This window comes from Blautia schinkii, from assembly GCF_013304825.1.
Classification (GTDB): Bacteria; Bacillota; Clostridia; order Lachnospirales; family Lachnospiraceae; genus Blautia_A; species Blautia_A schinkii_B.
Genome location: NZ_JAAWUO010000002.1, coordinates 120,674 through 143,897 on the forward strand (window position 1 = coordinate 120,674; position 23,224 = coordinate 143,897).

A 23,224-nucleotide genomic window follows, 5' to 3' on the forward strand; every position below is an offset into this window, starting at 1 on the left:
ATATGCGGACCCTCATCAAGAATACAAAACAGATAAAATCAAAGCAAGGATAATATAGTACATATCGCTGCAAAAAGAAAAACGGCCACAACACCCATATTTACTGGGTTTGTAGCCGTTTTGTCACCTTACAACTGTCAAAGATGGGATCTTAACACAAACGCAAAGGCAGAACAACCAATTGCCGGAATCATCAGAATGATTGTTACTTTACCGTAAATCTGCAAAACTGCGCACAGCCTGTACTCTGTTTCTGTTCAGAGTGTACATACATTCCCACTGTACAGCCGGTAAAACCGCCTGACGCTTCTGTACACATATGGCTGATATCCACCTCCCTGATTATACATTGTGATTTTTCTTCCGTCTCAGGCCGAATCAGCCATACCTGTGCCAGGCTTTGGTCTACGCTCAATCTCAGGGTCTGCATACCTCTTTTCTCTGTTTTCTTTTCTGCAAGTATCTTCTCTGTTCCATTGATACATACTGTGACATAGATATAGCCGTCTGCCCCCACTTCTCCATATTCTGCCAGAAGATAATTCTGAGAATTCTGAAGATAGGCAATTCCGGCTCTGTCACCTTTTTCTCCTGCTTTTAACAAAAACTCCGTCTCTGCCTGAAATCTATGGTGCTTTTGTCTCACCGCAACATACGAAGGACTCCCATTATCCCCAATTGCCACAGCTTTTGCAGGAAGTTTTAAACATTCTTCCTGTTCATCTATTGTATAAGCATTCGGCTGGGGATTTCTGAGCATCATAAAATCCGGTGGAAGCTTTTTATCTGTCATATTTTTGAAACTGTAATTTCTGACTTCATTCAGTTCTCCGGGCATAGAGTTATCCTTCTCACCAGGCAGACAGATTTCCTTTTCCAGCATTCCTACTCCCGGGTTTACCACCGGCCAGTCATCCTCCCACTCTACCTTTGCCAGAAAAGTCTCTCTTCCCAGAAATGTCTTTCCGTCCACAGGTCTGCAGCCCAGAACAACCATAAACCAGTTTCCCTGTTCATCCTCAGTCAGATCGCAATGTCCTACACAGGTAATCTCCGCATTTTTTCCCAAATGTCTGTGTGTCAGGATCGGATTTGTCCCTGCATATTCATAGGGGCCAAAAATATTTTTACTCCTGGCCACCATTTCACTGTGATGCTCCTCTGTTCCACCTTCTGCATGAAAAATATAGTAATAACCATTTCTTTTATAAAGATGAGGACCCTCCGGCCAGATTGCATTTCTCTGGAATCCATATAAAACAGGATGCGCCTCCCCTTCTAGCCTGAAAGTCTGCAAATCCAGCTTCTGTATCCATATTTCGCAATCACCATTGTACCTGCCGCCACGGGAATTTTCTCTCTGCCCGATATAATAACAGGTTCCATCCTCATCAAAGAATAAGCTAGGGTCGATTCCCCTGGCATTTTCCAAAAAATGAGGCTCTGACCATGGACCCTGGGGATTTTTTGCAGTTACTATAAAATTTCCGCCGCCAGATACATTGGTAGTAATCAGATAAAAAGTTCCCTTATGCCACCGAAGTGTAGGAGCATAAATCCCCTCATTATGTTCACAGCCCTGTAAGGGCAGCTGGCTCTCCCGTGTCAATATATTTCCGATCTGCTCCCATTGTGCCAGATTTCTGCTGCGAAATACAGGAATTCCCGGAAAATATGCAAAAGTAGATGTAACCAGATAAAACCACTCTCCCACCCTGCATATGGACGGATCCGGATAAAAGCCACTTAAAATCGGATTTTTACAAGTTATCATTGATCATTTCCTCCCGTAAATCAAATATGAAATCTGTAGACTCTCTTATATGCTTTTCAGCAAACCCTATATCAGTGAATGCCAGATTATAAGATCTGGCACTCTCCATTTATTTTACAATATATTTTTATTTTTGATAAATTTTCTACATAGGTACATTCTGCATTGAATATCAGATTTCTGGCTGCATTCATATAATTCACATAATCCATATTAGTGGTATACCACACATTTTCATGGTTTGAAATCTTTCTGCAGAAGCTTTCCATTTGCTCCCATGTCTGTTCCCGGTCAAATTCAAAGCTGTGTCCCCATACATAGAGAAGAGGAAGCTTCTGATAATCTGGTTTGTGCAAAAACTTTTCTGCAATTCCCCTGAATGCATCATTGTGATGACAGGACGGAGTCCACCTCATAAAATCCTCCGGAATGCGGAAATTTTCTGTAGACTCCACAATCCTGCTGTATGCAAACCCAAGATTCTTCAGGGTATTGATGACCCTTTCGTCATATTCTCCAAATGCATAAGAACATCCCCTGATAATCCTTCCCGTTTCTCTCTCCAGACTGCATCTGTCCTGATAAAATTCCTGAACCAGTCTTTCCTGCGAAAGATGTGTGGGATACTCATGTGCAACACCATGACAGGCAATTTCATGTCCCTGATATAAGCTTTTCAGTTCTTGTGTTTTTATAAATCCTTCTGTATCCAAAGTTCCTGAGTTCAGATGAAATGTTGCTTTCAGATTATATTTATTAAAAATATCAACCAGTCTTCTATCAAAAATCTGGCCATCATCATAGCTGAATGTAACTGCCCGGTCTTTCCACTGCGGATAAAACAATTCAAATTTCACAAGCTCAGTCTTCTTTCTCCCAGATTATCTTTACAGGTTCTGTTCCGGTAAGCTCTATACTTCTTTCATCCGGCTGGCTGCAGCCTGCAAAAATCTCATATTTCCTGCCATCCTCTACGCGTTCTCCATTTTCATTTACCACTGTAAATGCCTTTTCCCAGACAGGAACCATAACTTTTCTGCGTTCTCCTGCTTTTATAAAAATTCTCTGGAATCCTCCCAGTGCAGGATTTGGAATTGCATTTTTACTGTCAAGATTTTTTACATAAACCTGGACAACTTCCTCAGTATCTGCATTACCCTTATTATATACTTCTGCCTCTACTGTTATCTTCCGTCCGCACTGTCTTACCTCTGCATTTTCTACTTTTACATTGCTGTAGGTAAGTCCATATCCAAAGGGGAACTGTGCTTTTCCCTCCATATAACGATAGGTTCTGCCTTTCATGGAATAATCTGTAAATTCCGGAAGTTCTTCAAGGCTCTCGTAAAAGGTAACCGGAAGTTTGCCGGATGGGGAGTTTTCCCCAAACAGAATTTTTGCTGCCGCTTTTCCGCCCTGACTTCCCGGATACCACAGAACCATAACTGCATCAAATTTCTCTGCTGCATAGCTCATATCAATATCACTTCCTGCCATCAGACAAAGAACCACCGGTTTTCCGGAACCAGCCATTGCTTCCATTAAATCAATCTGGGACTGAGGAAGCTTCAGGCTCTCTTTATCTCCGGATGCATAGCTGTTTCCGGTATCTCCTTCTTCACCCTCCAGTGTCTCATCCAGACCTACACAAAGAATCACCACATCACTGTTTTCTGCAACGATCTTAGCTTCCGCAAGACGATCTCTGCTGAATGCCAGAGGTTCTGTTCTGTCTCTAAACAACTCGCTTCCTACAGAACTAAGAATTCTCACATCCTCACCTACATAATCCTGGATTCCCTCCTGGATTGTAATATATCTGGATGCAGTTCCATGATAATTTCCAATCAAAGCCTTTCTGCTGTCTGCATTAGGTCCCACAATTCCGATTGTTTTGATATCCTCTTTTTTTAATGGAAGAATTCCATTATTCTTCAAAAGTACAAAACTCTTCGCTGCTGCTTTCTCTGCTGCTGCCAGATGTTCTGCTGATTCTACTTCCCTATAGGAAATATTATCATATTCACTGCCATCAAATAGCCCAAGAAGATATCTGGTAGTAAAAAGTCTTACTGCTGATTCTGTAATCCTTTCCTCTGTGACAAGCCCCTTTTCATATGCTTTCATAATATGAAGATATGTATTTCCACAGTTCAGATCGCAGCCATTATTAATGGCAAGTGCTGCTGACTCATAAGCCGTATTAGTCACCATATGATGTTCATGGAAATCTCTGATCGCCCAGCAGTCTGATACAAAATGTCCCTGGAACTTCCAGTCATCTCTCAGTTTTTTCTGCAGAGCAGGGCTTCCACAGCAGGGTTCTCCATTTGTGCGGTTATATGCTCCCATAACTGCCTCTACATCAGCCTCCTCTACCAGGCTTTCAAATGCAGGCAGATACGTTTCTTCCATATCTTTTGCAGATGCCTTTGCATCAAACTCATGTCTGATCGCTTCCGGTCCGGAATGCACTGCAAAATGCTTTGCACATGCCGCAGCTTTCATAGTTTCTCCATTACCCTGAAGAGCTTTTACAAAAGCTACTCCAAGCTCTTTGGTCAGATACGGATCTTCCCCGTAAGTTTCATGACCTCTGCCCCATCTCGGATCACGGAAAATATTTACATTGGGGGACCAGAATGTCAGTCCTTTATAAATATCTCTGTCTTCTTCACTGGAATATGCATTGTATTTTGCACGTCCTTCTGTTGCTACAATATCTGCCATTTCAGCTACGCAATCTCTGTCAAATGTGGCAGCCATGCCAATTGCCTGCGGAAATACAGTTGCCTGTCCTGCCCTGGCTACCCCGTGAAGTCCTTCATTCCACCAATTATAAGCAGGGACACCAAGTCTCTTTATAGCCGGCGCATCATATCTTAACTGACTGGCTTTTTCTTCCAGTGTCATTTTGGATACCAGTTCCTGTGCTTTCTTTCTTGCCTCGTCTCTGTTCATACAAGCCTCCTTTTACACATTCCTTTCATACATCATCCTTTTACAGCACCTGTAGTCAGACCTTCTACAATCTGATTACTGAACAGGCAGTATACAATAACGGTAGGTGCAATTGCGATAATGATTGCTGCGAACATCTGTACATAGTTTGTGGCATATGGTCCTACGAAATATGTAAGTGTTACAGGCAGTGTTTTCTTTGCCGGATCTGAGACAAATACCATAGCCATCAGCAGCTCATTCCAGTTACCTACGAATGTCATAAGACCTGAAACAAAGAATCCTGTTCTGCAAAGGGGAAGTGCGATTCTGAAAAAGCATCCATAAATTCCACATCCGTCAATGGCTGCTGCCTCAAATAATTCTCCAGGCATAGATTTGAAAAATCCTGTCAGAAGGAAAATAGTCATCGGAAGGGAAAACGTAATATACGGGATCATCAGACCTACTCTTGAGTTAGTCAATCCCAGCCCTGCAAAACGTACGAACAGCGGAATCAGGATACAATGTACCGGAACCATCATTCCGATCAGGAAAAATGTGTGTGCTGCTTCTGATAATTTCCAATGCATTCTTGCAATGGCAAATGCTGCCATTGCTCCAAAAAACAGACTGACTACAAGTGTGATCCCACAGACCAGTACTGAGTTTACAAGTGCAATTCCAAGCTTACCCATTGTCCATGCCTGCTGGTAATTTTCCCAGTGAAATACTTCCGGCAGGGCAAATGGAGCTGCCATTACGCCTGCATTATCTTTTAATGAAACACATAACATCCATAACAGCGGAGCCACATAAATCACAGCAAGTGCAATAAGAAATATATAAAGAATTACTGTAACAGGCTTTACCGGTTTTCTTGATTTTTTTGTCTGCATCTCTGTTACCTCCTAGCCCTCGTAAGTTTCAACTTTAATTACTTTTTTAACCAATAATGTTACGATCAGACACATAACCAGTAAGACTACAGAAATCGCACTGGCATAACCATATTTAAAATAGTTAAAACCTTCCGCATAAAGTTCTGTCGCAAGCACCTCGGTTCTGTGGTTTGGTCCACCCTGAGTCATGTTATACACAAGGTCAAAGAATTTAAGAGAACCGATACAGTTCAATGAAAGTGAAGTTACCATCATTGGTTTAATCAACGGAAGTGTAATGTAACGGAATGACTGTGTCTTTGATGCGCCGTCTATATAAGAAGCTTCATATATGTCTCTGGAAATTCCTGTGATCTGAGCCATATAAAGCATCATATTCTGTCCAACATACTGCCATAAGGCAACAAACGCAATCACCCACATGGGAAGTACAATAAAACCTTTGGAATCCATCAGCCAAAGAGGGCCTTTGATTCCGAACTGTGCCAGCAGATTATTGATACCGATCTTTGGGTTAAACATAAATGCCCATAAAAGACCTAAGGCTGCTGAGGAAAGAACGGATGGAAGATAATAAATATTTTTGAAAAGGTTTCTGCCTTTCTTAATATTGGTAAGCATAACTGCAAGACCAAGGCCGATCACCTGCTGAGTGATAGCAGAAAAGATCATAAAGAAAATAGAGTTCTTTAACGCAATTTTAAATGTAGAATCTTTAAAAAATAGATTTTTATAGTTTGCAAGTCCGGTAAATTTGGGCGGTGTCAATGCCGCATAATCGCATAAAGAATAATAAACCATCTGCACCATAGGGATAACCAGTACCAGGACAAACATGATCAGTGCCGGTGCGATAAATATGAAAATAGCCTTCTTATTACGTAAAATTTTATCCATAATTGCCTCCATTTAAAAACTGCTACGGAACTTTTTTCTTCCGCAGCAGCCATGTAAATTCTGTACTATCTATCCACAATTATTTCCAGACGTTTTCTTCATAGAAATCCTGTACTGTCTGGAAGGCTTCTTCCGGAGTCTGGTTTCCAAGGAATATATCAACCATTGCATTGTCGAAGCAGTCACCTGCTTCTACAGATGCCAGAGATTCATTGTAGAATCCAAAAGTACCAGTTGCTTTGTCCATAATATCCTGAACATATTTCAGCTGTGCAGGAGCTTTGTCATAGTCAATGTCAAGATCTTTGATGACCGGGAATTTTCCTCCTATTTCTGCTGTATATTTCTGTGCTTCTTCATCTGTAAACATCTTCATCAGCGCAATTGCTGCATCCTGATGCTCTGTTGTAGAGCTCATCATTAAGTTGTCTGTTTTAACGATCATACGGTTCGGATCATTCGCTCCGTCGATTCCAGGGAACTGGAATACACCGCATTTGCTCTGGAAATCAGGATTATTGCCATTGATCTGAGCCATAGCCCATGATCCCTGTACCAGCATTGCTGCATCTCCATTGTAGAAGTTTGCTGTAGCCTGATCATTGGAGTCACCAGCTGCTGTTTCCTGGAAATACTGAGATAACTCTTTTAATTTCTCACCTGCAGCAATACAGTTATCGTCTGTCCAGTTTGCTTTATGATCTGCGATTGCCTGAAGATCTACACCTGAACGGTCACAAAGATAACCTGCGATCATTGACAGGCACCATGAAGTTCCTGCGGAACAGGAGATTGGTGTAATACCAGCATCCTGCAGTTTCTTACATACATCGATCAGTTCATCATAGGTAGTCGGAACTTCTACTCCGGCCTTCTCAAAAAGCTCTGTGTTATAGTATACACAGGCAGCTGCGAAGTTTGTAGGAACTGCCATAATCTTTCCATCATAAGTCAGTCTGTCAAAGATTCCATCTGTAAATGTTGCGTACCAGTCTTTTTCCTGATTCTCAAGAATATCTGTCAGGTCTGCTGCTGCTCCTGCATTTACATATACATCCATGTTGGGTCCCGGGTTACAAATGTATACATCCGGTGTCTGTCCTGCTGCGATCAGGGCATTTAATTTTCCATCATATTCTTCCAGATTTGTTGTGATCGGTGTTACATGGTATTTCCCTTCATATTCTGTATTGAAGCGATCAATAACATCTTTGTATCCTTTGGAAACCAGATCCTCTGTAGCTTCCAGGTCATCCCAGAACATCCATTTGATTTCCTCTGTGTCATCTGCATATACAGGCACTGCTACTGCCATGGTTCCCGCTACCATAGCTGCTGAAAGTAATACTGAAAGTAATCTCTTCTTGTTCATTTTTTTAATCCTCCTTTTGATTCATTACCTCGTTTCTTGATGGTTCTACTATATCAGAATGTCCTGTGATTGGCTCCATAATTCTTGTCATGTTGATATCAATTCTTGCTATTTATCTACTACTATTCTCTTTAATATGTCAATTTTAATAGATTTTTATATTCTTTTTTGTGTATTTTGACATATGTTTTTATTATTTCAATTTTTCCAATGTTATATATTGCCATTTATACATGTTTTTGATACATTATATACACAAACATTAAAAAGCAACATTTGCTATCAAAAGCAATAATTAGGTGTGGAAGGAGTCCATATGATCCATAATTTACAGGGAATTCATGAAACCGTTGATTACAAAGCAGATACCCAGATCTGTCTTTATTACAATAAGGAAGCCGAAAACTATCCGCCTCACTGGCATCCCTCATTCGAAGTGATCATGCCTGTTATTAATGACTACCGGGTTGTCTGCGGTCATAACGATTATCTTATCAAAGAAGGAGAAATTCTTGTTATATGTCCCTGTATACTTCACGAGCTCTTTGCTCCGGCTACAGGAGAAAGGATTATTTTTCAGCCCGGCCTGAACCACATCAAGCTAAAAGAGCTAGATCTGATCACACCACTCCTCAGTCCTGCCATTCTGGTCACCAAGGAAGAATATCCACAGGTCTATGAACACATCCACCGTCTTATGTTGGAAATCAAGGATGAATATATGAATTTTACCACCTATTCTGAAATTTCCATCATTGCAAAATTCCTGGAAATCTTTGTGGATATTGGCAGAAATCACAAAGCTTTTCATCAGCAGGACGGAGACCGTGATATTCACCATCAGAAAGAATATATGGAAAAATTTCTGTTTATCACCGACTATATCAGCAACCACTTTTCTGAAAACCTTACTCTGGAGGAGGTTGCCAGTCTGGCAGGGTTCAGCAAATATCACTTTGCCCGCCTTTTTAAACAATATACTAATTCCTCCTTCTACAAATTTCTGAACCAGAAAAGAATTGAATACGCAAAATCTCTTTTGCTGGATCCGGAGCTTGCTGTTACCGAAGTGGCAGTACAATCAGGCTTTTCCAGCCTGTCCGCCTTTTTACGGATGTTCAAACAATTAAACCTGTGCACTCCCACAGAATTCCGAAATATGTATGATTCACACTTCCAAAAAACACCTGCTTCCGGGAAAAAGTAATCCCGGAAGCAGGTGTCTGTATTTGCCTGTGTCCCATTCTTCTCATCCGAATCAGCATTTTTATCTCTGCCAAGTATATGATCAAACTCATCAAAAATATCCGTCATCAAGCCTTCGTCAATCCGACTTCTACACTCTGCAATCAATACAGCCGGAATTCCATAAAATGCTTCTGCAATACTGCCTGTAATAGCACCAAGCGTGTCAGTATCTCCACCAAGTGATACTGCATTCCGTATGGCATCCTCAAAATCTTTGGATTCCAGAAATGCAATAATTGCCTCCGGTACTGTTCTCTGACAAGTCTCGTCCATATGATATCCCGGTCTGATCTCATCAAGTGTTCTATCAAGATTGTAATGAAACTCTCTCTCGATGTATTCTTTAATTTCTTCTTTTGAAGATTCATTCCTAGCCATGTATATTGCACTGGCTGTTGCCTCTGCACCCTTAATGCCTTCCGGATGATTATGTGTCACATTTGCTGTCGCTCTTGCCACCTCTCTCGTTCTTTCCAGCGAATCATAAAGCCATCCCACCGCTGACACTCTCATGGCGGATCCATTCCCATAACTTCCGTATGGCTTAGGATTTCTTTCTCTAAGCCAATACCTGAATCTTCCACCATAACCTGCATATGGATATCTTTTTCCCCAATCCTGCATATTAGTTACTACTGCTTCTTCAATTTCCTTTACTGTAGCTTCCGGTCCAACTGCAAGAAGAGCTTCTCCAACTGCTATTGTCATAACAGAATCATCTGTAAAGTCACAGCCTTTAGTAAACAGATCAAATTCCTTTGTTTTATCTCCTCTATCAAATTCAAATGGACTTCCTATAATATCTCCTAAAATTGCTCCGTACATATATGCCTCCAATCTCCGGATTGCTCCGGCAGCTCTTTTTCTTTGTTACAATATGAGTATAGTTGAGCGGCATCTTTATATGGTCGCTGTCCGGGCGACACTTTTTAGGACAAAACATACGCCGATACTATAAGTACCGACGTAACATATGACAATCAATATTTACTTGTAAACTCTTCATAGAAAATGTCTTCTTCCTCAGCAGTTGTGTCCTTATCAATAAATTCCTGTAGATCTTTTTTCATGTTATCAAAGACTTCCTGACTATGCCTTTTATCACAAAAAGCTGTATGCATCATACTTCCATATACATCTTGCTCCTATACTCCAAGAATTTCATTCGTATACTTAAACAAAGTTACATTCAACTGCATCATATCATACTGCTTATCTATTATTGCCTTCTGTACAATCAGATCTACCTTACTGCTTGGGCTGAACGCCCAGTCCGCTCTGGCAAGTAAGTCTTTTGACTGTTCCAAATCAAGGTGCAGTGCAATACAGAGTGCCATTACCGTCTTTTTCTTTGGATGATAGTTCTGGTCACACTGAATCTTTGAAAAATGTTTCCTATCAAGATTTGCCCGTTTCCACACATCCTTATTATCGAGATGTGCTTCATCAATCAGCTCAAATAATTTGTCATGAAACGAAACTCCAATATTCGCAAGCTGGTCTTCCAATGATATATTTTCTAACGACATGAGCAATTCTGTCATGCCAGTATCTGTCATTTCCTCAAATGGATAGTTGTCTTCTTCTCTTTGAAGCATTTCTTCATTGAAATCTTCTTCTGCCAATTCTTTTATACGAGTACTTCTTCTGCTCCTTATCGGATACTCTTTTCTATGGATTTCTCTGACGTAATTTGCATCTATATAAGAATCAATATCCCCAACAATCTGACCGGACAGTTCGCCTTATCTCCTAATTCTCATCCGATTCGCAATAACATTAGTTGCATTTTGTTTCATCGCTTTCAATATCTTTAAGTGTAATACCGTCTGCATTTTCCCAGCTTGTCAACCCGTTAGCGCTCTTACCTACCACAAACATTGCTGCTCCAGATGGACTTGAAAACAAAACATCCTCCTGTAGAATGCCCTCTACAATATTGGCTTTATTCCTCTTTTCTTTAATACCCGCTGAGATTGTCTCATCATCCTCTGGAGCAATATGACTCCAAGTGTTCTTTTACATTTTCTGCTTCTCCGATATATACTGAATCTGTTCCATCATCTTCTTTGCAAAAGAGGAACTATACTCCTGCTTGAGTAATATCCTCTCTATAGCACGAAGATAATTCAATTCTTGGTATCTTAATTGCTTTTCTATTCCAATTTGACAACTCCGCTATAGTCAAGCTATCGGCTGTTCCATTGACCAAAAACAGCTCTATAGACTTTCCATACGCCATTGCTATTCCTCCCCTGTTCTATCCTTGGTTTAACACCTACTCAGCATACTTTTCAATCCAATTTTCGCCATCATATTCATCAATTTGTTTTACTAATCTCGTAAGATAATCTTGCAACCTACTATCCTCTTCACTGGCATGGCAGTTATCTGATACTTATAATGAATTACAACTATTCTCAGTATAGCATATATTGCTTAATTAAGTATCCATAATTTGCCTTATGAGAAGATTTGAAAGAACGAACCAGTATGTATTGCGGATGAAGTACCATTTGACATTCCAGAGAGTTGGGAATGGGTAAGGTTAGGAAGAATTGTTTACAATAAAGAGCAAATGAAACCTGCGGATGATTTCTGTTATATAGATATTGGATCTATTAATCAACGATACTAAACTACATCGAGCACTTATACCAGTTCCTCCGGAAGCGGAACAAAAGCATATCGTAAAAAAATCAAAGAAGTTTTGCCTTATGTTGATATATCTGCGCCAGGAAAATTGTCTCTGCTGAATATAACAAGATGCTCACACATAATCTACATAATTTTTTTCAGAACTTGAAGACCGCATAGTCTTGTTACATATGCAGCAAAAAGAGGTAAATTCCACTGTTGTTTCTCTCGAATCTCAGATACGTCATCTTCAAGAAATGCTAAAATATGCCGAACAATATCAGAAAAATAAAATTTTTCCAACATTATCACTCCCTATAAGCTCTCTCTATTTGAGGTAATATCTGCGACAAATCACCATCTACCCCTATTGCCTTATCTGCAATCTGTGTTGGAATATAAATCTCACCTTTGTTAAAAGTTATATAAAAAACATTTGGTTCTTTTGCTGCAATTTTCATAAACGGTGCTTTTATCATCTGATTTCTGGCACCGATTCCAAATTCCAAAATCAGCAGTTTTTTCCCTTGAAAACGCGCCATAAATTTCTGATAATTCTGATAACTCATCTGTGTCTCTGAACCCTTGATAAAGTTCTGATTTACTGGCACATGAATCTTCATAACACCACCACATTTTGGACATTTCGGCAAATATTCTGACGGAATTTCCATTCCATGCTCATGTTCCCTCATAGTTAATACTACTTCTCGATTGGAGTAAATCTGCTTGTGACAACCGTTCGCACACTGCATATCTTTCATGTTGCCCTCTAATTCCCAAATATGCTGACGTTCAAACCCTGCCATTGCAAAATGATCATCTGTATTAGAAGTCACCACAAAATATGGTTTATCTTTTACAAGTGTATATAGTATCTGCATGAGCGTGCTTGACTGTGTATGATACATATAATAATATGCCATACGGCTATAATAGCTCCACATTTCATTTTCTGATTCAAATCTGCTGAAACTTCCCTGAATCAAACTTCTAAAACCATATTTTTTCTGAAAGTCAGAAAAATAGCTCTGAAATCTCTCATCGTTTGCAAAAATATTATATCCTTCCGCTATGGATAATCCATTACTTGCACCAATCAGAATTCCATCTGCGTCTTTTATTTTTTCAGCAATTTGTTTATATTTTTCTTCCATTATTTCATTCATCCTCATCTGCATGAATCGCCTCAATCAGCATAATAACCGGTCTTAATCCATCTACACAGGAAAAAACACCTTTGTCATCATCTACCATCCATGTACCTCTCGGCTGGAGAAGTTCTCCTTCTGATAGCATTTTTACCATCTCTTTTATTGGTTTCCAGGCATACTCACACAATCCTTCCGGTTTATGTTCACCGTCACTGACAAAAACCTGCCCTGTTTTATGATATGGACAAGCTTCAAACCCTGAAACTGCATATTGCTCTGCAAGCTTTTGATCCATTTCTGATTTTAAAATCGTTATTCTTACATCTCGCTTCATTGAATCTGTCCCCGTAATTTTTGCAAAAAATACAATAAATCTTCATTTATAGTTAAGCATTTTCCATTTAAATGCTCAGGTGAACTACCTGCATCCAGATTTACTGTTACCAGAAAAGTATCCGAAAAATTATATGCCATATCCCAAAAAGGTAATTTGATCACACTCGGTGTCATATCTCCAACACCTAATTCCAGCAATAACAATTTTTTATTTTTGTAGGTATCAACAAAATTTTTATATTGTTGATATGCCGTTTTCCAGTATTCTCCCTGCAAAAAAGTATTATCCTGTACCCACGGAACCATCTTCCATCCACACTTCGGACAACGTGGAATCTTTTCTGATGGTATTTCCTGGTTATCATTCATTGAATCCAGCATATCCTGGATCATAGCATAGTTTTCATATATTTGATCATGACAAGGCTGACTGCACTGGAAGTATCGAAAGTCTCCCTGGAACTGACATATTCTATTCTCTGGGAAAACTTTCGGAATCTGAATGTCACAGTTTGTCGTCAGAATAAAATATTCTTTTCCTTTCAGGCATTCATAAAGATCACGATACGGCTGTCCGGCAGGAGACGTTTCCATGAATGTAATATATCTGGAATAAAATCCCCATTGCTGCTCTGGCTTTGAGTAAACATAATAAAATCCCTGAAATAGATTTCTGATTCCATAAGTCTGTTCAAAATCTTTAAAATACTTTTTGAACATTTCATTGCAATGATAATGATTATATCCCGCTGCACTGGACATTCCAGATCCAGCCCCTACAAGAACTGCATCTGCCTGCCGGATCAGTTCTGCTACATTTTTTATTTTATCTTGATTCATTCCGCCCCTCATTAAAATTCTTTCTGGCATCAGCTAATACTTTTGCAATATCTTCGTGAATGGCAAAACCTTTCTGCTTCAATTCTTCCGGTACAAGTGCATCTCTGGGGTTAATCGTAATATAATAAGCATCCGGCCATGCATATGTCATCTGCCAGAATGGTTCCTGAATAAACATAGGAGTCATACGACCTACACCAAGTTCCAAAAACAGTATCTTTTTATTTTTGTTTGTCTTTAAAAATGCATTTAATTTATTGTATTCTTCACGATATTTTTTACCTTCCAGAAATGTCCATGACCGAACCCATGGTTCCATTTCTGCACCACATTTTGGACAACGTGGAATCATATTCTTTGGAACACGCAGGTTTTCATCAATACTTTTATTTAACTTTTGCAGTGTGTCCACCGAGCTGTAAAGCTCATCATGACATCTGCGGCTGCACTGAAAGTATCTCCAGTCACCTTGAATTGCACTGATTTTTTCTTCTGGAAATACACGGGTAAACTGTGTATCCTGGTTGGTCGTTAAAATATAATAATTCTCATCCTTTAAAATATCATACAAATCATAATAAGGCTGACCCGTTTCCGCATCCAGGATCATACAAAGATTTCTTGCGATAAATGCCCAACGTTCTTCACTGGTTCGATACCGATAATAAAATCCATCAAATGAATTACGATATCCATACTTTTTTTCAAACTCACCAAGATTATCTATAAAATCCTTATCATGCTCATAATAATGACGAAATCCCGCCGCTGCAGACATCCCGGAAGCAGCCCCAACAACAATAGCATCCGCATCTCGAATGTGTCGAACCAGAGAATTTACTGCCTCTTTATACTGTTCATTTTTCATAATGGAAGTTCTCCTCACTTTTTCTCTTGTTGTTATTTTATAACTAACTTCTTTGTAGTAGTATATCATCACTTCATCTGCGCGTCAAGTAGCTGTTATATTATTAATTACATCGTAATCAGAGCCAGCTAAAACAGTAATAGCTGGCTCCAAATAATAACAAATTACTTATAAATCTCTGTGATTAATTCCTTAGATGTTTCAATAAATCCAGTAATATTCTCATCTGTCATGGGAAGTGTAAGTGCAATCTGTCCTCTCACAACTGGATAATACCCTCTGACAGCCATCTCTAATGCGTAAATCTGCATTGCATTACCGTTAGTATTACCCCAGTAATCTCTGATTGTGTTGATTTTTCTATCTACATTATCTGTAAATGCATATCCAAGAATAGAATGCTCTCCATAATAACTAAATGGTATTTCATTTTCAATTGCCCATGAATTAATTTCATTTTTAATTCTGCTTGCCTGTCCATTTAACTTTTCAAATGCAGCTTCATCTAATTGCTTTAATGTGGCAATACCTGCCATGGCTGCCATTAGATGACCATGATGTGTTCCTGATAAAGCTACTTTATTTTCAAGCACTTCCATAACTTCCTTGCTGCCACCAACTGCACCAATTAGAACACCACCACCAATAATTTTGCCCATAACTGTCAAATCCGGTCTTACACCATAGATTCCTTGCATACCATGATATCCAGCTCTTAAGGTACATGTTTCATCAAAAATCAAGACAATACCTAATTCCTTTGTGATTGCTCTGATTCCTTCTACAAATTCTTTTGTTAAAACAATTTTTCAGGCATACTTGCTATTTTCTTCTATTCAGCCTTCCCCTCCGGGAAAATAATTTTAAACACAAAGAAAAAAATCACCATGGAAACTCCACCTGTAATAATTGTCACAAGCATGTTATAGACTGCCGGGGCCACATATGCAGATGCAACTGGCATCCACAGATTATTAAATCCATTACAAATCAGTGAAATTACCACCCATGCAACAAAATACCAGATTGCCTGATATACAGGATTTCCATGGCTTTTAAAAGTAATATTTCTCTGCAGTGGAAAATTGATACACTGTGCAAGAAATGACCCCAATTCATAACTGATAAAATAGCCAAGTCCACCACCGATCAGTATATTTCCCGTTGCATCACGCAATACATTATACCCCAGCAAACTCCATGTAAATTTTACTCCAAACAGATTCATGGAAACCTTTGGCCACATAAATTCTGTACCAGCCAGACCAATTCCCAAAATCCCTGGTAAAAATGTAAATACAAGATACTGGAATACTGTCACGCCCATACTGAATATAACAAAATAGAATATCTGATAAAGCCATTTTGCAATAGCAGAATGTTTCTCTTCAAAACATTTCCATATATTTTTTATATGATTCATCTGCACTTTTCTCCGGCTCCTTTTAATAATTTTTCATATTTCTTATTATTTTTTCTGTTTCTGAAATATCCGCCAACTACTTTTTTTACTCCAAGCATAAAGTGGCCATTTACAGCATCGACAATTCCATATACCATTTCCATACTGACTACCCCGCCGGTCATCTTGGCAATCCCCCGAAACGGCATATTATAAATAAAAAGAATATTCAGATCCGGCTTTCCCTGTGCCTCACTCTTCTTTTTCATTTTTGTGAGACATCTGTATATCAGTCTTGCAAGTCGGCTTTTTGCATAATACATCTGACAAATTGCATCATTGATTTCCAGATTTCCACTCCATCTTCTGTTCGGTATCTCATGGCCAAGAAGTTCACGAAATTCCTCATCTGATATTTTCTGCACGATTCCTGTATAATAGTAAGGCATTTTTGCCGGATTATACGGATACCCTTTACTGTTTCCTGTTCTCTCAGTCATACCTGTTAAACGAATATCTGCAACACTGGCTCCTACCATAATCTGATAAGTTCCTGTTTCTATTTCCCACTGTCCCGTTTTTATATTCCAATAACGGAATGTCTTATCATCAAACGGAATCCTGAGCTGTCTGCTTTCTCCTACCTTTAGATAAACTTTTGCAAAACCTTTCAGTTCTTTTTCCGGTCGGAACACGATTGCATTAGGAAGTCCTACATACATCTGAACAACCTCAGCTCCGTCTCTGTCACCTGTATTGGTAACCGAAACTTTGATTCCATCCTCTTCTATGATAAGATCAGAATATGTAAATTCCGTATAGGAAAGCCCAAAGCCAAATGGATATTGCACCCGGACTTTTGAAGTATCATAATAGCGATATCCCACATAAACACTCTCGCGGTATTCCGATGTTTTCTCATTACTTGGATAATATCGGAATGCCGGTGTCTGTTCATAAGACATGGGATATGTTTCTGCCAGTCTTCCTGATGGATTCACTTTTCCGGTCAGAATATCCAATGTTGCAGAAGCGCCTGCCTGTCCATTCAGATAGCCATGCAAAATTGCTTTGCAGCAGGTGTGCCATGGCATTTCTATCGCAGATCCTGCACTCAGTATTCCAATAATATTTTCATTCACTTTACTGATATCCTGCAGAAGATCTATCTGATCCTGTGGAATACGCATATGGGTTCTGTCCAGTCCTTCTGATTCACTAATCTCATCAAGACCAAAGCAGAAAATCACAATATCCGCGTTCATAGACAAATTTAATGCAAACTTTCTATCATTCTCATCTACATCTCCATTTCTCTGATAGCCTCTTGTCATCCCCAGAATATTCAGATCATATTGTTGCAAAATAGATGACATATCTTCTACTTTTGTTGGATTGACCATAGAAGATCCTGCCCCCTGATATCTGGGTGAAAAAGCAAAATCTCCAATAACAGCGATGGATTTTTTGGTATCCAGCGGAAGAATCTGTTTTTCATTTTTCAGAAGAATCATGCTTTCTGCTGCTGCTTTCCTTGCCAGTTGATGATGTGCGTTTCTGTCAAAGTTTTTATCTGAAAGCTTCTTCTCTGATGTCAGTTCCATCACTGCATCCACCAGTTCTCCAACTCTTTCATCCAAATCCGCTTCCTTCAGCTTTCCATTTCGGACAGCAGCAATCACTTCTCTTGCAGAATCGTACCCACAGGACGGCATCTCCAGATTTGAGCCGGCAGCAACACCTTTCACATGGTCATTGCTTCCACCCCAGTCTGTTACTACAATTCCATCAAATCCCCATTCTTTGCGCAGGATATCTGTCAAAAGATGTTTGTCCTCATTAGCATAAATCCCATTAATCTGGTTGTAACTGCTCATGATTGCTTTTGCGTGTCCTTCTTTAACAGCTATCTCAAAACCGGTCAGATAAATTTCTCTTAATGTCCGTTCGTCAACAACTGCGTCCATTGCCATTCTCCGGAGTTCCTGACTGTTAACCGCCAGATGCTTCGGGCAGGCATAAACGCCTTTACTCTGTATTCCACGAATATATGACGCTGCCATCTTCCCGGAAAGATATGGATCTTCTGAAAAATATTCAAAATTTCTTCCGCATAATGGGCTTCTTTTAATATTTAATCCCGGACCAAGCAGGATATTTACATCCATACTTGCTGCTTCCTCTCCAAGAGCCTGTCCAATCTCTTCCCCCAGATCCTGATTCCAGCTGTTTGCTATCGTCGCTGCTGTGGGAAAACAAGTTGCATTCAAGGATGCATTCAGTCCCAGATGGTCTCCTGCTCCTGCCTGTTTTCTGATTCCATGCGGTCCATCTGAAAGAAAGATGGACGGGATGGAAAGCCTGTCAATTTCTCTGGTCTGCCAGACAGTTTTTCCACTGAGTATCGCTGCCTTTTCTTCTATTGTCATCTTTTCAACCAATTTTTGCTGTTTCATAACTGTTTTCCATCCCACTTTCATCCTTATTCAGCATTCTTTCTTTTTTTATATCCTCTGATTACCAGTACTTCCATTCCTGCCATGAAAAGTGCTATTACAATGTCGATACCAATTCCTGCTTTTTTCCAGTTTTCCATACCTGTTTCTTCGTGTTCTCCATCATAAGCCCAGCTGCTTACAACTGTATACATGACATTTTTGCAGGCATTCCTCATCTGAAGTACAGATGTTGGATGCTCCGGATTGGCTACATTGTTCTCTTCTCCGTTGAATGTGGACAACATTGCATCTACTCCATTCGCCAAAGCTGCATCTGCATTCATAAATCCATGACCATTGTTTCGGAAGAAGTCTGTAAGCGCCATTCCCCTGAATCCCCATTCATCTCTGAGAACTGTATTCATAAGGTTACTGCTTTCTCCAGTCCATTTATCTCCAAGGAAACTCCAGGAAACCATAACCGCATTTGCGCCACCCTGTTTTACAGAAATTTCAAATGGTTTCAGATAGATTTCCCGGATTGCCTGCTCATTTGACCAGACACTTACCATCTTTGCATTTCCCTCATACAGAGCAAAATGTTTGATATAAGAATAAACTCCATATTTTCTTGCTCCTTCTACTGCTTTTGCTCCCATATTTCCTGCAAGAACTCCATCTTCTGAAAAGTATTCATAGTTTCTTGCTCCAAATGCGGTTCTATGAGTATTCATACCTGGTGCATACCAGCCCTCTGCACCCATTTCCTGACTGATCTTGCCCATGCATTCACCCCAGGCCTGTGCAAGTTCCTTATTCCATGTGGAAGCAACCACAACTTCAATTGGAAATCCAATAGAACCAACTCCTGTAAAGTTGTTATTAATTGCTGCTGGTCCATCGAAATCAAGTGTAGCCACTTTTCCCACAGAATCCATGGCTGCTGTCTGATAACCAGCCATTGCAATCATATTTGCCATTTCATCAACAGTAAGCTGATCCAGAAGTTTTTCCCAACGAGGATCGTCATAATCAGCATCACGCATATCAGCTAATGTAAGTCCATTATCTGCTCCCGTTGTCGGCATTACATCCTCATCATTGAGATATGTAGTCTTATCAAAATTGCTGTTCAGATGATATTCAGAAACATATGGCTCACCCAGCTCTGCAGATGCCGGTGCTGCTGTAGCCTCTTCATAATTTGCAAAATGATCTGCTCGTGATAAATATGTCACATCGCCTTTTGCATCTTCAAATACATTTGTTGCTGCAGTATCATCTGATGCTCTTTTATTTTCTCCCTTATATACTACATCTTTATCTGCAGTATAAGTTTTCTGATCCAGCACAGTGTGTGAATCACTGTTAATAGAGATTACATAGTCACCTTTTTCAAGAACATACGCTTTTGCATTATTCTCATCATAGGAGGCCATATCTTCTATACTAAATGTAACTGTAACAGTCTGAGATTCTCCCGGCTGAAGCAGATCTGTTTTTGCAAACTCGATCAGATTTGCAGAAGATTTCTCAATTCCGCCATTTGTATATGGCGGTTTATAATACACTTCTACTACATCTTTTCCGGCAACATCTCCGGTATTGGTTACTTCTACATCTACAGAAATCTGTCCGTCTTTTTCTTTCAGTTCACCCATTTTCTGTTCAAATTCCGTGTAACTCAGACCATATCCAAATGGATACTGTACAGTCTTATCGTAATCAATCGCACCTTCCTGTGCAGCTGTTTCATAGTACTTGTATCCTACATAAATGCCTTCCACATAATTGGTAAATGCCGGAGCATACACCTGCGCAGTTCCTGCGTTCATTCCTTCAACGGCCATATCTGCCAGATTTGTATACTCCGTTTTTTCTGCATTATTCCACCACGGAGCAGTCGTCATATCATAAACAAAGGTATCCGGTGTTTTTCCGGAAGGATTGACTTCACCTGAAAATACTTTACCAAGTGCATTAAATCCTACATTTCCCGTTCCGGGGCACCATACAACAGATTTAATCTGAGGATATTCATCTACGAAACCAAGTTCAAACTGATTTGCTCCATTATAAATCACAATCACATTATCAAAGTTTGAGCAAACCATATCCACCATATCTCTCTCAGTTTGTGAAAGCTGTAAATAATGCTCTCCCTCAGGAAAATCATCATATTCATCTGAATTATTATCATATGCTGCTTTTTTTACATCCATAGGAATATCATTATGACCTTCACCTGCTTTTCTGGAAAGAACCACAACTGCCACATCAGAATACTCTTTCGCACTTTTAATAAGCTCATCACTGTAAGTATCTACAGGTGGCTCCGGTAACGTCCAACTCTGTTTCTGGATAGACATTTCCGGATTATCTGCACCATAATTGTTATAAAAATCAACCAGCTCCTGGTTAATAGAAAATCCGGCATTTTCAAGTCCCTGATTCAGACTGACAATATCATACAGATCATTAATTCCACCGGAACCAGCTCCTCCGTAAGCCGGATTAATAGATTCCCAGCCAAAAATATTCAGTTTTTTTGTTTCATTTAAAGGAAGCAGGCTTTCATTCTTCAGAAGAACAATTCCGTCTTCCATAATTTCTTCTGCTACTTCCGCAGCTTCCTCATTTGTTTCATCGCTTAAAGTTCCATTTCCCGTTGCCAGTCCAATCAACGTAGACATTGGTCCAAAACAGATCATATTCACGCAGACAACAACTGCAAGAACCATTGCGATCGCAGCTTCTCCTCTTATCAGAAATCTTTTGCCCCTGGACATCCTGCGGCATGCGATCATAAATACGATTCCAATTACAAGTGCAGCAATAATACCGATAATATACGGTTTGCATAATTGTAATACCGCCAGAACATCTTCCATTTCAACACTGATCATTCTCTTTTTTCCTCCTTTGACTCTCTCGTCTTTTTCAGGTATCATTTCCTGTTGGCATTACTATAACATGGTTATTATTTCGTGCCGTTTTTGGCACAAGATGCAGCAAATATGGCACAAAATACTAAAAAAGGTCCACCGGACCTTTTTGTCGTATGCTTGGCAACAAAAATACCCAGAGCATTACAATACTCTGGGTAAAAGAATCTTTAATTCAAACCAGTTCTGCTGTACTCCAAATACTACAGAACCATCATATTTTTCTACAGCTTTACGAATACTCTTCAATCCAAAACCATGGTTTTTACTATCCTTTTTTGTTGTTGTAATCAGATCCTCTTCATTTTTGGAAATTTCTGCTTCACAATAATTCTCTATCTTGATGAACACAAATCCTTTTTGAGCGGATACTGTCAGATGGATCAGTCTTTTTTCCGGATCTGGAATTAAAATTACATGTTCAATCGCATTATCCAAAGCATTTCCAAATATAGAACATATATCTGTTACATGCATATGATCCAATAATTTTCCATCTGCCACACAGGTAATCTGTATATGATTTTTTCGACAATGGAAAATCTTAGCTGCCAAAATCGTATCAAGTACCTGATTCCCCGTTCTGCTTATATTTTCAAAAGCAGCGATTTCATTTTCCATGGAATCAATCCATTTTTTTCGTTTTTCTTCATCTGATTCCGCACGAAGTCCCGTTATCTGGTGTTTCAGATCATGGTATTTCATTTGTATGAGATCCAGGCTGTCCTGATAATTTCGGTATTGATCATACTGGCTTTTCAGCATCACGTTCATTACTGAAAGTTCTTTCTCGGCAACATACTCACTGATCCTGCTCTGATAAGCATGCAGGATTGCAATTCCCCCAAAATCGATCAGTGTTCTGATAGAAAAAATATCTGCACGTTCTCTGCTCGCAAATGGTGCATTTTCATTTAAAAAGCTCAGATTACTAAAAGCAAAGATTGCAACAGCCATGATTGCCGCCGCTGTTACTTCCTTTACTGTCATCTGTTCAAGATAATTCTGATTCAGAAGATCTTTTTCTAAATAAATATCAATCGTAAAGCAGCTTCCAAAAACAACCATCGTGATCAGAATTTCAACCCAGAGGCTCTGATTCCCCCATGCCTGTACAATAGATACCATCTGCCACTGCAGCGAAGCTGCAAACTCAGCAAGAACAAATGCACGGGCACAGCAATAAGCCGCTCCCAGAGGCTTCATATTTCCTCCGACCATAAGAAATCCATACATCATACCTGCAGCGATCATCATACAGGGAATCCACAAAATTTCAGTTACGCTGCCTGTCAAAGTCAGAAAAATACTCTGCATTGCCAACATGAAAAGACTGCCTATAAGAAAATGTACAGATTTCATGTTTTCTTTTTTTAGGATATAAAGATAAACCAGACATGATCCCCACTCTGCTATTGCCGTATAAATTCTTGGAATATCCTGATATAACATAGTATCCTCCATTTCACAT

The 23,224-nt window shown here is 39.5% G+C and carries 19 protein-coding genes and 1 pseudogene; 1 reads left to right on the forward strand and 19 read right to left on the reverse strand.

Going from position 1 to position 23,224, the window contains the following annotated elements:
* Nucleotides 1-205: 205 nt before the first annotated feature.
* From HFM85_RS02045 to HFM85_RS16120, 7 genes are all read right to left on the reverse strand, one after another.
* Nucleotides 206-1,774 (reverse strand): glycoside hydrolase family 43 protein, encoded by a 1,569-nt coding sequence (locus HFM85_RS02045; protein ID WP_173737208.1) that lies wholly within the window; start codon nucleotides 1,772-1,774, stop codon nucleotides 206-208.
* Between the two features lie 86 nt (nucleotides 1,775-1,860).
* Nucleotides 1,861-2,631, reverse strand: coding sequence for a polysaccharide deacetylase family protein (locus HFM85_RS02050; protein ID WP_173737207.1), 771 nt, complete (start codon nucleotides 2,629-2,631; stop codon nucleotides 1,861-1,863).
* A 4-nt stretch (nucleotides 2,632-2,635) separates the two neighbouring features.
* The gene (locus HFM85_RS02055; RefSeq protein ID WP_173737206.1) at nucleotides 2,636-4,735 is read right to left on the reverse strand and encodes a glycoside hydrolase family 3 C-terminal domain-containing protein; all 2,100 of its coding nucleotides are present in this window, start codon (nucleotides 4,733-4,735) and stop codon (nucleotides 2,636-2,638) included.
* A 32-nt stretch (nucleotides 4,736-4,767) separates the two neighbouring features.
* Nucleotides 4,768-5,613, reverse strand: a complete 846-nt coding sequence (locus tag HFM85_RS02060) for a carbohydrate ABC transporter permease (protein WP_119240729.1) — start codon at nucleotides 5,611-5,613, stop codon at nucleotides 4,768-4,770.
* Between the two features lie 12 nt (nucleotides 5,614-5,625).
* Nucleotides 5,626-6,513 carry a carbohydrate ABC transporter permease gene (locus HFM85_RS02065; protein ID WP_119240730.1) on the reverse strand — a complete coding sequence of 296 codons (888 nt, stop codon included), beginning with the start codon at nucleotides 6,511-6,513 and terminating at the stop codon, nucleotides 5,626-5,628.
* A 79-nt stretch (nucleotides 6,514-6,592) separates the two neighbouring features.
* Nucleotides 6,593-7,885, reverse strand: coding sequence for an ABC transporter substrate-binding protein (locus tag HFM85_RS02070; RefSeq protein ID WP_119240731.1), 1,293 nt, complete (start codon nucleotides 7,883-7,885; stop codon nucleotides 6,593-6,595).
* A gap of 610 nt (nucleotides 7,886-8,495) precedes the next feature.
* On the reverse strand, nucleotides 8,496-8,861 hold the full coding sequence (locus HFM85_RS16120) for a hypothetical protein (protein ID WP_243873800.1): 366 nt from the start codon (nucleotides 8,859-8,861) through the stop codon (nucleotides 8,496-8,498).
* On the opposite strand from HFM85_RS16120, the gene HFM85_RS16610 reads away from it, so the two are divergent.
* A complete protein-coding gene (locus HFM85_RS16610) occupies nucleotides 8,817-9,092 on the forward strand; it encodes a helix-turn-helix domain-containing protein (RefSeq protein WP_243873797.1) in 276 nt (91 codons plus the stop codon). The two genes, HFM85_RS16120 and HFM85_RS16610, sit on opposite strands and share 45 nt — an antisense overlap.
* 161 nt (nucleotides 9,093-9,253) lie before the next feature.
* Here HFM85_RS16610 and HFM85_RS02080 read toward each other — a convergent pair.
* The 12 genes and pseudogenes from HFM85_RS02080 to HFM85_RS02135 all read right to left on the reverse strand — a co-directional run.
* Nucleotides 9,254-9,958: pseudogene (locus HFM85_RS02080) on the reverse strand (ADP-ribosylglycohydrolase family protein); the annotation flags it as partial.
* Between the two features lie 320 nt (nucleotides 9,959-10,278).
* Nucleotides 10,279-10,758 (reverse strand): hypothetical protein, encoded by a 480-nt coding sequence (locus tag HFM85_RS02085; protein WP_173737204.1) that lies wholly within the window; start codon nucleotides 10,756-10,758, stop codon nucleotides 10,279-10,281.
* 154 nt (nucleotides 10,759-10,912) lie between these two features.
* Nucleotides 10,913-11,014 (reverse strand): DUF4357 domain-containing protein, encoded by a 102-nt coding sequence (locus tag HFM85_RS16765; RefSeq protein ID WP_244092496.1) that lies wholly within the window; start codon nucleotides 11,012-11,014, stop codon nucleotides 10,913-10,915.
* Between the two features lie 1,064 nt (nucleotides 11,015-12,078).
* On the reverse strand, nucleotides 12,079-12,927 hold the full coding sequence (locus HFM85_RS02095) for a Sir2 family NAD-dependent protein deacetylase (RefSeq protein ID WP_243251668.1): 849 nt from the start codon (nucleotides 12,925-12,927) through the stop codon (nucleotides 12,079-12,081).
* 4 nt (nucleotides 12,928-12,931) lie between these two features.
* Complete coding sequence (locus HFM85_RS02100) at nucleotides 12,932-13,258, reverse strand: TIGR04076 family protein (RefSeq protein WP_173737202.1); 327 nt, start codon at nucleotides 13,256-13,258, stop codon at nucleotides 12,932-12,934.
* Complete coding sequence (locus tag HFM85_RS02105; protein ID WP_173737201.1) at nucleotides 13,255-14,100, reverse strand: SIR2 family NAD-dependent protein deacylase; 846 nt, start codon at nucleotides 14,098-14,100, stop codon at nucleotides 13,255-13,257. Before HFM85_RS02105 ends, HFM85_RS02100 begins: the two co-directional genes overlap by 4 nt.
* Nucleotides 14,087-14,968, reverse strand: coding sequence for an SIR2 family NAD-dependent protein deacylase (locus HFM85_RS02110; RefSeq protein WP_173737200.1), 882 nt, complete (start codon nucleotides 14,966-14,968; stop codon nucleotides 14,087-14,089). The genes HFM85_RS02105 and HFM85_RS02110 overlap by 14 nt, the downstream gene beginning before the upstream one ends.
* A 164-nt stretch (nucleotides 14,969-15,132) precedes the next feature.
* Nucleotides 15,133-15,774, reverse strand: a complete 642-nt coding sequence (locus HFM85_RS02115) for an aminotransferase class III-fold pyridoxal phosphate-dependent enzyme (RefSeq protein ID WP_173737298.1) — start codon at nucleotides 15,772-15,774, stop codon at nucleotides 15,133-15,135.
* A 26-nt stretch (nucleotides 15,775-15,800) separates the two neighbouring features.
* A complete protein-coding gene (locus tag HFM85_RS02120) occupies nucleotides 15,801-16,391 on the reverse strand; it encodes a hypothetical protein (protein ID WP_005423172.1) in 591 nt (196 codons plus the stop codon).
* Complete coding sequence (locus HFM85_RS02125) at nucleotides 16,388-18,826, reverse strand: glycoside hydrolase family 3 C-terminal domain-containing protein (RefSeq protein WP_173737199.1); 2,439 nt, start codon at nucleotides 18,824-18,826, stop codon at nucleotides 16,388-16,390. The genes HFM85_RS02120 and HFM85_RS02125 overlap by 4 nt, the downstream gene beginning before the upstream one ends.
* Nucleotides 18,827-18,852: 26 nt before the next feature.
* On the reverse strand, nucleotides 18,853-21,714 hold the full coding sequence (locus tag HFM85_RS02130; protein ID WP_173737198.1) for a glycoside hydrolase family 3 C-terminal domain-containing protein: 2,862 nt from the start codon (nucleotides 21,712-21,714) through the stop codon (nucleotides 18,853-18,855).
* 183 nt (nucleotides 21,715-21,897) lie between these two features.
* A complete protein-coding gene (locus tag HFM85_RS02135; protein ID WP_173737197.1) occupies nucleotides 21,898-23,205 on the reverse strand; it encodes an ATP-binding protein in 1,308 nt (435 codons plus the stop codon).
* Nucleotides 23,206-23,224: the final 19 nt, after the last annotated feature.